Raw genomic sequence first — 12,702 nt, 5'->3', positions numbered from 1 at the left:
ATTTTTAAATAAGCGAATGTTGTGTCATTTCTTCAGGTTGCTCAACGCCCATCAGTTTTAAAATAGTTGGAGCAACATCGCCTAAAATACCACTTTTTATTGATTTTAACTCCTTGTCAATTAAAATCATAGGAACTGGGTTGGTAGTATGGGCTGTATGTGGTGTTCCGTCTGGGTTAATCATTGTTTCACAGTTTCCGTGATCTGCAATTAAAATAGTAGTGTAGTCGTTATCTAGTGCTGTGGTAATTACATCTTTTACACAATCATCAACCGCTTCACAGGCTTTAACAGCAGCTTCAAATACACCAGTATGTCCTACCATATCACCATTTGCAAAGTTTAAACACACAAAATCAACATCACCGCTTTGTAGTTCAGGAACAATAGCATCTCGTATCTCATAAGCACTCATCTCAGGTTTTAAATCATAAGTAGCTACTTTTGGTGACGGACATAGTAAACGTTTTTCACCTTTAAACTCTTCTTCTCTTCCGCCTGAGAAAAAGAAAGTTACGTGTGGATATTTTTCTGTTTCAGCAATTCTTATTTGACTTTTCCCTGCTGATTCTAATACTTCACCCAAGGTGTTTTCAATGTTTTTTCCGTCGTAAATAACATGAATATTGTTAAACGTGTCATCATAATTTGTCATAGTAACAAAATACAAAGGTAACTTCTTCATGTTGAACTCAGGGAAATCTTTTTGACTTAAAGCTTCTGTTAACTGACGTCCTCTGTCGGTTCTAAAATTAAAGAAAATAATAACGTCGTCTTCTATAATTGTAGTTTTTGGTTGGTTATTTTTATCAACCATAATTATAGGCTTGATGAATTCGTCAGTAACATCAGAATCATAACTTTGTTGAATGCTAGTTGAAGCATCCGAAGAAAAAGAGCCTTCTCCATTCACTAAAGCATCGTAAGCAAGCTGTACACGTTCCCAACGATTATCACGATCCATAGCATAGTAACGACCAGTGATTGTAGCTAATTCACCCGTAGTTTCTTGCATATGTTCTTGAATGTCGTTGATAAAGTATTTCCCTGATTTTGGATCGCAATCACGTCCGTCAGTAAAAGCATGTAGATAAACATTATCTAAACCAACATTGTTAGCTGCAGACAGCAACCCTTTTAGATGGTCAATATGAGAGTGAATTCCTCCATTGGAAACCAATCCTAAAAAATGAACATTTTTATTGTTGGCCTTTGCATATTCAAAAGCGTTTAGAAGTTCCTTTTCTTGTGCTAAAGTTCCATCTTTTACAGCCTTGTTGATTTTAGCTAAGTTTTGATATACAATTCTACCAGCACCTAAATTCATATGCCCAACTTCAGAATTTCCCATTTGTCCTACAGGTAAACCAACATGTTCGCCATCAGTTCTTAACTGTGCATGTGGGAATTTATCGTATAACGAATTTATAAATGGGGTTTTAGCGTTGTATATGGCCGATACTTTTGGATCTTGGGTAATTCCCCATCCATCCAAAATCATTAAAATTACTTTCTTGTTCATTTGTTGTGTGTTGCACTGCAAAAGTAAGAAAGATTTTTGGGGAATATTTTAGGAATTCACAAAAACAAAAGCAATGTATATTAGTATAGAGAAGATTATGAGGATGCCAATGCTATTTTTAATGTATTGAGTTTTATTTTTCTTTAAGGTTTGTAGGCGTATTTTATCAAGTTCCTTTTTGTTAGCACACCTATCAAAATATAATTTATCACTGTTTTCTTTTTGAAATCGTTCTAGTTTATCAAAAGCACTAACTCTTTTTCTTTTATTGTTTTTTAAACTGGTTATCATTGCAGATACCGCTCCACCAAAACTCATAGCAAATTTTTTAAAAGTATATAAAGTAAATTAAAAAAATAAGAAAAAGAGTGAAAAACAATATTTTTTTAAGTAAAGCTTTCTGGTTTTCTTTCTTTACTTTTTTTCTTATTTCATTAAGTTGTTTTTGAGAGGCTTTTTTATCCGTTATAGTGTAATTATTTTCATTGGTAAGTTGACCTAATTTTTTTAATGTATTAGGTTTGTTTCTTTTAAGGTATTGAACAGTTTTGTTCATATCTGATGCAGGGCCAAAACCAAAACTCATAGCAAATAATTTTAAGATGTAATTATTAGTATATTTAATTAATGAAACGTTACAATAACAACATTACTTTTTATACTTACGAATAGCCTCTTTAATTTTCTCAATTCTGTTTTCAGGATCAGGATGCGTACTTTGAAACTCAGGAATTCTATTTGGTCCTGCTGCAGCTTTTAAAATTTCCATTACTCCAATTAAGTTTTCAGGATTATAACCCGCATCAATCATTAATTTTACGCCTAATTCATCACTTTCTAGTTCATCACCACGACCGTTCTTTAACAAAGTTTGTTGTCCAATATTATTAGCTAATTGTCCTAAATCAGCACCAACAGAAGCTCCCATGGTTAAAAGTTTCCAAAAATTTGCATCAGTAATTCGTTCATTAGAATGTTTTCCTAAAACATGACCAATTTCATGTCCTAAAACTCCTGCTAATTGATCTTCGTTTTTTAGTTGAGAAAACAGAGCATGAGTAATGAAAACCTGTCCGCCTGGTAAAGCAAAAGCATTAATAGTTTTTTCGTCTCTTAATAAATGAAAATCGAACTGATAGCCAGATTTTTTAGCTATCGTGTTGTTTACAAGTTTTGCACCAACTTTGTCTACAAGTGCTTGAGCATTTTCGTTAGGGTATAAACCTCCATGCTGTTGAGTCATTACAGGAGCTTGTTGTAGTCCGATAGCGATTTCTTGTTCTGGAGATAGGCTAACTGCTTGTGTTTTTCCTGTGTAAGGGTTTACCTCTTGTTGACTGCATTTACGTAAATAAGCAAAAGCAACTATAGCTATACCTATAAGTAAACGAGTTTTTAAGCCTCCTTTAATTTTCATCAATAAGTTGTTTTATTAGTCCCAAAAGTAAAAGTACAAAATATATAATTTAACGGATATCAATTTTTTGTGAACTATAAAAAACTTAAATTTACACAGCAAAACAAACAACATTATGGAGCCTCACTTTGAATTAAACGAAGTTACTAAGAAGTTACCCAAACACTTACATAAATTTGTGGTAAAACAACCGTACGATGAATATACTGCTCAGAACCAGGCGGTATGGCGTTATGTAATGCGTATGAACGTAGATTATTTAGGAAAAGTAGCGCATGATTCGTACTTAGATGGATTGAAAAAGACAGGTATTTCAGTAGAGAAAATTCCTCATATGCAAGGAATGAACCGTATTTTAAAAGAAATAGGTTGGGCAGCGGTGTCTGTTGATGGTTTTATACCACCAAATGCTTTTATGGAGTTTCAAGCGTACAACGTGTTAGTGATTGCATCTGACATGCGTACGATAGATCATATCGAATACACACCAGCTCCTGATATTATTCATGAAGCTGCAGGGCATGCGCCAATTATTGCAAACCCTGAATATGCTGAGTATTTACGTCGTTTTGGAGAAATTGGAGCGAAAGCGATTTCTTCAGCAAAAGATTACGAAATGTATGAAGCCATTCGTTTATTATCTATTCTAAAAGAAGATCCAAATTCTACTCAAAAAGAAATTGATGAAGCGCAAGACAAAGTGGAGTGGTTACAAGATAATATGGGAGAGCTTTCAGAAATGGCTCAAATAAGAAATCTACATTGGTGGACGGTTGAGTATGGGTTGATAGGAACTCTTGATGATCCGAAAATTTATGGAGCTGGATTGTTATCTTCTATAGGAGAGAGTAAATGGTGCATGAAAGATGAAGTAGAAAAAGTTCCATATACATTAGATGCTGCTAATGTAAGCTTTGATATTACAAAACCTCAGCCTCAATTATTTGTTACGCCAGATTTTGCTCATTTAAGTTTGGTGTTGGAGCAGTTTGCTAATAAAATGGCGATACGAACTGGAGGATTAAAAGGAATAGAAAAACTAATAGACTCTAAAAATTTAGGAACTATTGAGTTGAGTACTGGTATTCAGATATCGGGTGTTTTTACAAATGTAATAACAGATGAGAATAACAAAGCTATTTATGTGCAAACTACAGGACCTACTGCCTTAGCAAATAGAGATAAAGAGTTAATAGGTCACGGTATAAATTATCATGCTGAAGGTTTTGGTAGTCCAATAGGAAAGTTAAAAGGAATTAATATTCCGATAGAAAATATGAGTCCGCGTGATTTAAAAGCGTATGGAATTTACGAAGGAGAACAAGTTACGTTAGAATTTGAAGGAGGGGTAAAAGTAGTTGGAGAAGTTATAACAGGAACAAGAGATTTAAGAGGTAGAATTTTATTGATTTCCTTTAAAAACTGTACTGTAACTCATGGTGACACATTATTATTTCACCCAGATTGGGGAGTGTACGATATGGCAGTTGGTGTTGAGGTAGTGTCGGCTTTTGCTGGATCTGCTGATGTAGCTTCATTTGGAGATGTAGGAAAAGTATCGGAAACTAAAACGCATAAAATTCAATATTCTGATTCAGATAGAAGGTTGTATGGTTTGTATGACAGAGTAAGAGAGTTAAGAGAGTGTGGCATGGTTTCTGAAGAAGATATTGAGGAAATTTTTACAGAAGTAAAATCGAAGTTTAAAAATGATTGGTTGTTGCCGTTAGAATTGTTAGAATTGGCAACACTAAACAATTTTTCAATAAAACAAACGTTACGTGAATATCTTGAAAACATGAAAAGTAACAAGAGTTACACTACGTTAATAGAAAACGGTTTACTTTTGTTGGAAAATTACCAAGAAGTATAACATGGGATTATTTAATTTATTTAGAAAGAAGAATATGAGTAACGAAATACAGGAATATTTAGCTAAAGGAGCGATTGTGTTAGATGTGAGAACTTTAGCGGAATGGAATGAAGGGCATAGCGAAGGAGCTAAGCATATTGTGTTAGCTACGATTCCTACAAATGTAGAGGAAATTAAATCGTGGGATAAGCCAGTAATAGCAGTATGTAGAAGTGGAGGTAGAAGCGGGCAAGCAGCACAGTTTTTACAAAACCATGGGGTTGATGTAATCAACGGTGGTCCATGGCAAAATGTAGATCAATATTTAGTAAAATAAATATATAAAGATTAGAATTTTATAAAAGGAAATGCTTGTAAAAGTGTTTCCTTTTTTTGTTGTAGCTTTTTTAAAAACAACTGATGTGCTTCAGAGTTTGGATTAAAGGGTTTGTGGTTTAATCCTCTTTGAATGATATCAACTTGTTGCATGGTTTGATATGAATCTTCCATAATCCAAACCTCTTTAAACTTTTCCCAGATATAATTAATAGCTGTTTGGTTCGGGTGAATCATATCTTCATTGTAAAAACGATAATCACGTAACTCGTCCATCATAATTTCATACGAAGGAAAATAGTAAATAGCACTCCTTGGTTCTACTACTTCATGAATAGCTGAAAATAAATGTGCTTTACTTCGTTGATTCTCTATAAACCCATCTTTAAGATGACGAACAGGTGATACTGTATAAATAACCGATATGTTTTTATTAACTGATTTTACAAGAGAACTAATAGCTTGTAAGCTTTCAGAAATTTCGTCAACACTTAATAATTCTTTTAAAAATTTTTTCTGAGGAACTTTATGGCAATTAGCAACTAAAGTATCCGAGATAATTTCTCGATATACCCAAGCGGTACCTAGTGTAATGATAAGGTGTGTGGTGTTTTGTAGTTGTTCAAAAGTTTGTTGTATGGATAAATTTAAGCTGTTTAATAATTTATTTTTATTTATAGCGCTTAAACTTGAATGTGCTTCAAAAGAGTGCCAGCGTTCATTGTGAAAAAAAACATCTTTGTCAGTATATTTTTCTTTGTTTAGGGCTTTTATAATTAAATTTTCAATAGCCTTAGGGTGGAATAAAATCCCAAAAGGATTTTGTTTTGACTGAAACTTATAATAATCAAGTTTATTACCAATATTTTCAGAAAAACAAGAACCAAGTAATAATAATTTGGATTGATAATTAATTTGATTATGTTTTTGTTTTGTAAGTGGTACTTGTGTCTGAAAATTCATGATTTTTGAGAAAAATAACCATCAAAAATAAGTATAAAATATTCATAAGAAGCACTATAAGTTTGTAGTTTATGAAAATTTGTATCTTTGTTCAAAAGAATTTAGAATAAATTGAACAATATAAAATCTACTTTCACAATTAAAGACCTGGAAAACATTTCAGGAATTAAGGCTCATACTATTCGAATTTGGGAGAAACGATATGATCTGTTATCACCTGATAGGACAGATACAAATATTCGTTATTATTCTTCTGAAAACTTACAGAAGTTGCTTAATGTAGTGTTGTTGAATAAAAACAATATAAAGATTTCTAAGATTGCTGAAATGTCTGATGATACAATTGTTTTAAAGGCTAGAGAGTTGGCTTTTAAAATGGCTGTAAATGACGAAGCAATAAACTCTTTTAAGTTGGCAATGTTTCAATTTGATAAAACGTTATTTAACAATGCTTACAATAGGTTGCTTAAAAGAAAAACGTTTAGAGAAATCTTCAAAGATGTTTTTGTACCTTTCTTGAATCATATAGGGTTGTTGTGGCAAACAGACACGTTGTTGCCAGCGCATGAGCATTTTATTTCGAATTTAATTGTCCAAAAAATTCAAATTAACATAGAGAAATTAGAGTATTCTAATAATAATTCAGAAACGAGTTATGTGTTGTTCCTACCTGAAAATGAGATTCATGAATTAGGGTTAATGTACCTAAATTATGAGCTTATATTAAGAGGGTATAACACGATTTATTTAGGGCAAAGTCTACCTTTAGATAATTTAGATTGTTTTTTTAAAAGTAAATCGAAAGTTTGTTTTATTACATCTATGACAGTTCAGCCTTATGATGATAAAATAGAAGAATATTTTTCAGAAATTGAAGCTGTACTTGAAAACACTAACCATGAATTGATAGCTATAGGAAACAAAGCGATGGCTGTTGATAGTATAGATTTTAAAGCTAAAATAACAGTGTATTCTTCTCTTAAAATATTTTTAAATCAGTTCTAATTTTTTTTGAGTAACTTAATTTTGTTTATCTTTTATTTGTTTTTGTTAAACAAAAAATGTAATTTTGACTAATGTTTTGATTTTCAAGACATATTTTTTTAATGAAACTAATTTTGTTTAATGTTTTTTAATATAAAATAAACAAAGTCTACCGAAGCTGAAAAGTAGACTATAAAAAATAAGAGTAAGCAATAATTTAAAGTGTGAAATTATGAAAGTAAAGAATTTGACCTCGGTGTTGTTTTTGGGTTTGTTTTTAAGTTTTGGTTTATTAACATCATGTAGTGATGATGACCCAGTAATAGAAAAAACAAAGAATATAGTTGATGTAGCAGTTGCAGATTCTAATTTAAGTGTTTTGGTTGCAGCTTTGCAAAAAGCTGATTTAGTATCAGCATTACAAGCTGATGGATCTTTTACTGTTTTTGCTCCAACTGATGCAGCATTTCAGTCGTTGTTAGATAGTAATGACTCATGGAATTCATTAGATGATATTCCAGTAGAAACATTAAAGTCGGTATTGTTATTTCATGTGATAAGTGGTGAAGTAAAAGCGGCAGATTTATCTAACACCTATGTGAATACCTTATCAACAGGTCCAAATGATGAGATGTTGTCATTACAAGTAGAAGTTGATGGAGCAGTGGAGTTCAATGGAGATTCAAAACCAATTGCTACAGATGTTATGGTCTCAAACGGAGTTATACACACAATAGATAAAGTAATGTTACCTGCTAATGTAGTGACTTTAGCATTAAATAATAGTGGTTTTACTTCTTTGGTAGCAGCGTTAACAGATAGCCGTCATACTACAGATTTTGTTTCTTTATTAAAAGAGGATGGACCATATACAATCTTTGCTCCTACAAATGATGCATTTCAAGCATTGTTAGATAGTAATGATTCTTGGAGTTCATTAGCAGATATTCCTATTGCAACATTAGAAGCAGTATTAAAGTATCATGTGTTTGCGGGAGGAAATGTACAGTCAGATGAATTAAGTGATAATCAAGAAATCACAATGTTTGATGGCAATATAGTTACAGTTGATTTATCTAGCGGAGCAAAATTAGATACAAGTTCAGGGCAATCTGTTGTAATCTCTTTAACCGATGTGCAAGGAACTAATGGAGTAATCCATGTAGTAGATAGTGTTCTTTTACCTTAGTTTTATAGTAATGTGTTGATTACGAGTGAAAAAATATTTTCACTCGTAGTTAATTTAATTATATTTATAAGAAATAATTTGAAAAAAAAAGTATACATAATAGGTTCAGGATTCTCTTCTTTGTCGGCATCATGTTATTTAGCTAAAGCTGGGTATGAAGTAACTGTGTTAGAAAAAAATGCTACCATTGGTGGGAGAGCAAGACAATTGTTGAGAGAAGGGTTTACTTTTGATATAGGTCCTACATGGTATTGGATGCCAGATGTTTTTGAAAAGTTTTTTGCAGATTTTGGTAAGAAGCCATCAGATTACTACGAGTTAGAAAGATTAAATCCGGCTTATGAAGTGTACTTTGGAGAAAAAGATTCAATTATAATTCCAGGAACATTAGATGAGATTTATGAGGTTTTTGAAAAAGAAGAAAAGGGAAGTTCAAAACACCTGAAGTCTTTTTTAAAATCAGCAAAATACAATTATGATGTTTCTATAAATGATTTAGTTTATAAACCTGGTGTTTCTCCTTTAGAATTAGTAACTCCAGTTACTATGGGTAAAATATTTCAGTTTTTTTCTACCATTAGACATGAAGTAAGAAAGAAAATTAAAAGTAAGAAGCTGATTCAAATTTTAGAGTTTCCAGTATTGTTTTTAGGTGCAAAGCCTAGTGATACACCTGCTTTTTACAATTTTATGAATTATGCTGATTTTGGCTTAGGTACATGGCATCCTAAAGGAGGTATGTATAAAGTAATTGAAGCTATGACTACACTAGCTACTAGTTTAGGAGTAATGTTTCAAACTAATGCAAATGTTGAAGAGATTGTAGTAAATGACAAAGGAGAAACAATTGGTGTTGCGGTAGATGGAAAACTAATGGAATCTGATGTAGTGTTAAGCGGGGCAGATTATCATCATACAGAAACACTACTTCCTAAATACCTAAGGCAGTACTCAGAAAGTTATTGGGATAAAAAAACATTTGCACCTTCATCATTACTTTTTTATGTAGGGTTTGATAAGAAATTAAAAAATGTATGTCATCATACACTGTTTTTTGATACAGATTTTGATGTGCATGCAAAAACAATATATGATGTTCCTAGTTGGCCAAAAGAACCATTATTTTATGCGAGCTTTCCCTCAGTAACAGATGGTTCTTTTGCGCCCAATGGAAAAGAAGCTGCTACTTTTTTAATTCCATTAGCACCTGGTATAGAAGATACTCCAGAGCTAAGAGAGCGCTATTTTAATATTATAATAGAAAGGTTAGAGAAATTAACAAATCAATCAGTAAAAGAGCATGTGCTTTTTAAAGAAAGCTTTTGTGTAAATGACTTTGTTAAGGAATACAATTCTTACAAAGGAAATGCATACGGATTGGCGAATATTTTAACACAAACAGCATTTTTAAGACCAAAAATAAAAAGTAAAAAAGTAAAGAATTTGTTCTTTACGGGGCAGTTAACAGTACCAGGACCAGGAGTTCCCCCATCTTTAATTTCAGGAAAAATAGCTTCAGATTTAATTTTAAAAACGTACAAAGATGAAACAATTGTTTGATGAGGTTTCTTACGCATGTAGTAAGTTAGTAACTCAAAAGTATAGTACCTCGTTTTCGTTAGCCACGAAGATGTTATCACCAAAAATACGTGCTGATATTTATAATATCTACGGTTTTGTACGCTTTGCGGATGAAATAGTAGACTCTTTTCATGAGTATGATAAAGAACAATTATTACTAAAATTTGAAAGAGATTATTATGAGTCGAAGAATAGAGGAATTAGTTTAAACCCTATTCTAAACTCTTTCATACATACTGTAAATAAGTATAAAATTTCTGATGATTTAGTACAGTCGTTTTTAAAAAGTATGAAAGCTGATTTGTACAAAACAGAATATACAACTACAGAAGAGTATAATGAATATATATATGGTTCTGCCGATGTTGTTGGATTAATGTGTTTAAAGGTTTTTGTAAATGGAAATCAACAAAAGTACGAGGAGCTAAAAGAGCCCGCAATGCGTTTAGGGTCAGCATTTCAAAAAGTGAATTTTCTAAGAGATCTAAAAGAAGATTTTAATGAATTGAATAGGTCTTATTTTCCAAATATCAATTTTGGGGATTTAAGTGCGGAAGGAAAAAATACAATTATTAAAGAAATAGAAGACGATTTTGACTTTGCTTATAAAAACGGTATTTTAAAGCTACCGGTTGAAGCAAAATTTGGGGTTTACATGGCGTATAGGTATTATAAAAAATTATTAAAGAAGCTTCAAGATACGCCTTCAACAAAAATTATGGATACTAGAATTCGAATTTCAAACCCTATGAAAATTAATCTTCTAGCAAGAAGTTATGTAAGGTATAAATTGAATTTAATATGATAAAAAGTGGTATCTTAGGAGTACTGTTTTTTATGTCGATTATAGGCTTCAATAATGCACCTAATTTTGTTATAGAGTACCATGAATTAGCTACAAAAGAAGCAGAGTTATCTTACATAAAAAAATATAAAAACAGTAAAGAAGTAAGTATACAAGCCTACGTAATTTCTTTACAAATGAAACAGGCAAAATATAAAATGATGCCGTGGAGTAAATTGAAAGTTTTTAATACAGAAAAACATAAACTAGAAACACTAATTTCAAAGAATCCTAACAACATTCATTTAAGATATGTTCGCTTAGTGATACAAGAAAATACACCAGGTATTTTAGGATATAAGTCTTCTATAAAAAAAGATAAACAGTTTTTAAAAGAAGAACTCCAAAAAAAAGACAGTACAAATTATTTACATACATATATAATTAACAATACATCATTATGAATATAGCAATTTACATAGCAGTTACTGTACTAACATTTATTGTTATGGAAGGAGTTACTTGGTGTACTCATAAATATGTAATGCATGGTTTTGGATGGTATTTACATGAAGATCACCATCAACCAGGATATCCACATGTGTTTGAAAAAAACGATGTTTTTTTTGTGGTTTTTGCTATTCCTAGTATGTTGCTTTTTTACTTTGGAATTCATCCAGAATTAAATGTTTTGTTCTTTATAGGTTTGGGAATATTGTTTTATGGTATAGCTTATTTTTTGGTACACGACGTATTAATTCATAGAAGGTTTAAGTGGTTTGACAAAACAAATAACCAATACTTAAAAGGATTACGAAAAGCACATAAAATTCATCACAAACATTTGGGAAAACACGACGGAGAATGTTTCGGTATGTTGTTTGTGCCCTTTAAATACTTTAATAAAAGACAGTGAGTCAGTATTTGTATCTAATATTAAACCTAGGTAGTTTAAGTATTCCGCTATTATATAGTGTTTTTGAAAAAAAATTACACTTTATACAATATTTTAAACAAGCAGCGCTTAGTATTTTATTAGTCGCCTTGTTTTTTTTGATTTGGGACAGTTGGTTTACGCAAATAGGAGTGTGGGGTTTTAACCCAGATTACCATTTATCCTTAAAATTACTGCACATGCCAATAGAAGAATGGATGTTCTTCTTTTGTATACCCTATGCGTGTTTATTTACACATGAAGCATTAAAATTTTTATTTCCAAAGTTTAAAATGTCAAAGTCAATGACAGTAATCATAAGCTTTTTACTCATAGTTTTAGTGAGTTTATTATTGATTTTTAACTTCGGAAAATGGTATACAACAGTTAACTTTATACTATTCTTATTGCTGTTGGGCTATGCGTTAAAATATCATTTGAATACGTTACAAGAATATTACCCAAGCTTCTTGGTAATATTAGTTCCTTTCTTAATCGTTAATGGAATTTTAACAGGAAGCTTTATAGAAGAATCAGTTGTTTGGTATAACAATTCAGAAAACTTAGGATTTAGAATTTTCACCATACCCTTTGAAGACATTTTTTATGCATTTACAATGTTGTTTTCAGTACAGTTAATCTTCAATTCTTTAAAAAGAAAAAAACTTGAAAGAAAATAAATACATACGATTTTTAATATTCCTAATAGCTAATTTTTCAGCTTTAGCTATTGGAGCTTGGTTAATGAACGAAGGGCCAAGAACAGATTGGTACTTATCTTTAAACAAAGCTCCATGGACACCGGCAGGATGGGTTTTTGGAGCAGCATGGACAACCATTATGGTATTGTTTTCTGTATATATGACTAGAGTGAGTTTTCAACATGAATTTTTAAACAAAAAAGTACTCATTTTATATATAGACCAATGGGTTTTAAATGTAAGCTGGAATTATATTTTCTTCAATCAACATTTAACAAAACTAGGTTTAGTAGTAATCGCTTTATTGTGGATACTCGTAGGTTATTTCACTTTTGAGTATTTAAAAAAAGTAAAATGGTATACACTATTTATTCTTCCATATCTAATATGGATGACGATTGCAACTAGTCTCAACGCATACATCGTATTAAACAATTAA

General features: G+C 31.4%; 14 protein-coding genes. 10 read left to right on the top strand and 4 right to left on the bottom strand.

Going from position 1 to position 12,702, the window contains the following annotated elements; translation table 11 throughout:
- Positions 1-4: 4 nt before the first annotated feature.
- The 3 genes from gpmI to LCI24_RS13110 all read right to left on the bottom strand — a co-directional run bounded on the left by gpmI (position 5) and on the right by LCI24_RS13110 (position 2,939).
- Positions 5-1,522 carry a 2,3-bisphosphoglycerate-independent phosphoglycerate mutase gene (gene gpmI / locus LCI24_RS13120; protein ID WP_274640790.1) on the bottom strand — a complete coding sequence of 506 codons (1,518 nt, stop codon included), beginning with the start codon at positions 1,520-1,522 and terminating at the stop codon, positions 5-7.
- A gap of 48 nt (positions 1,523-1,570) precedes the next feature.
- Complete coding sequence (locus LCI24_RS13115) at positions 1,571-1,840, bottom strand: hypothetical protein (protein ID WP_274640789.1); 270 nt, start codon at positions 1,838-1,840, stop codon at positions 1,571-1,573.
- Between the two features lie 331 nt (positions 1,841-2,171).
- A complete protein-coding gene (locus LCI24_RS13110) occupies positions 2,172-2,939 on the bottom strand; it encodes a M48 family metalloprotease (RefSeq protein ID WP_274640788.1) in 768 nt (255 codons plus the stop codon).
- Between the two features lie 115 nt (positions 2,940-3,054).
- Between LCI24_RS13110 and LCI24_RS13105 the strand changes: the two genes are divergently transcribed.
- A complete protein-coding gene (locus LCI24_RS13105; protein WP_274640787.1) occupies positions 3,055-4,812 on the top strand; it encodes an aromatic amino acid hydroxylase in 1,758 nt (585 codons plus the stop codon).
- Between the two features lie 34 nt (positions 4,813-4,846).
- Positions 4,847-5,128 carry a rhodanese-like domain-containing protein gene (locus LCI24_RS13100; protein ID WP_099216052.1) on the top strand — a complete coding sequence of 94 codons (282 nt, stop codon included), beginning with the start codon at positions 4,847-4,849 and terminating at the stop codon, positions 5,126-5,128.
- 11 nt (positions 5,129-5,139) lie between these two features.
- Here the strand turns inward: LCI24_RS13100 and LCI24_RS13095 are convergent, their stop codons facing one another.
- The gene (locus tag LCI24_RS13095) at positions 5,140-6,090 is read right to left on the bottom strand and encodes a GSCFA domain-containing protein (protein ID WP_274640786.1); all 951 of its coding nucleotides are present in this window, start codon (positions 6,088-6,090) and stop codon (positions 5,140-5,142) included.
- Between the two features lie 111 nt (positions 6,091-6,201).
- Between LCI24_RS13095 and LCI24_RS13090 the strand changes: the two genes are divergently transcribed.
- From LCI24_RS13090 to LCI24_RS13055, 8 genes are all read left to right on the top strand, one after another.
- Entirely contained in the window at positions 6,202-7,095 is an 894-nt protein-coding gene (locus LCI24_RS13090; protein ID WP_274640785.1) for a MerR family transcriptional regulator, read from the top strand.
- A gap of 211 nt (positions 7,096-7,306) precedes the next feature.
- Entirely contained in the window at positions 7,307-8,263 is a 957-nt protein-coding gene (locus LCI24_RS13085; protein WP_274640784.1) for a fasciclin domain-containing protein, read from the top strand.
- 78 nt (positions 8,264-8,341) lie between these two features.
- A complete protein-coding gene (locus LCI24_RS13080; RefSeq protein ID WP_274640783.1) occupies positions 8,342-9,823 on the top strand; it encodes a phytoene desaturase family protein in 1,482 nt (493 codons plus the stop codon).
- Positions 9,807-10,649, top strand: coding sequence for a phytoene/squalene synthase family protein (locus LCI24_RS13075; RefSeq protein ID WP_274640782.1), 843 nt, complete (start codon positions 9,807-9,809; stop codon positions 10,647-10,649). The genes LCI24_RS13080 and LCI24_RS13075 overlap by 17 nt, the downstream gene beginning before the upstream one ends.
- Positions 10,646-11,092 carry a hypothetical protein gene (locus tag LCI24_RS13070; protein WP_274640781.1) on the top strand — a complete coding sequence of 149 codons (447 nt, stop codon included), beginning with the start codon at positions 10,646-10,648 and terminating at the stop codon, positions 11,090-11,092. Before LCI24_RS13075 ends, LCI24_RS13070 begins: the two co-directional genes overlap by 4 nt.
- Positions 11,089-11,544, top strand: coding sequence for a sterol desaturase family protein (locus LCI24_RS13065; protein WP_274640780.1), 456 nt, complete (start codon positions 11,089-11,091; stop codon positions 11,542-11,544). The genes LCI24_RS13070 and LCI24_RS13065 overlap by 4 nt, the downstream gene beginning before the upstream one ends.
- The gene (locus LCI24_RS13060; protein WP_274640779.1) at positions 11,541-12,242 is read left to right on the top strand and encodes a lycopene cyclase domain-containing protein; all 702 of its coding nucleotides are present in this window, start codon (positions 11,541-11,543) and stop codon (positions 12,240-12,242) included. Before LCI24_RS13065 ends, LCI24_RS13060 begins: the two co-directional genes overlap by 4 nt.
- On the top strand, positions 12,229-12,702 hold the full coding sequence (locus tag LCI24_RS13055; protein ID WP_274640778.1) for a TspO/MBR family protein: 474 nt from the start codon (positions 12,229-12,231) through the stop codon (positions 12,700-12,702). Before LCI24_RS13060 ends, LCI24_RS13055 begins: the two co-directional genes overlap by 14 nt.

It is taken from the genome of Tenacibaculum larymnensis, assembly GCF_028829235.1.
Classification (GTDB): domain Bacteria; phylum Bacteroidota; class Bacteroidia; order Flavobacteriales; family Flavobacteriaceae; genus Polaribacter; species Polaribacter larymnensis.
This window is presented reverse-complemented; position numbering and strand designations above follow the sequence as displayed.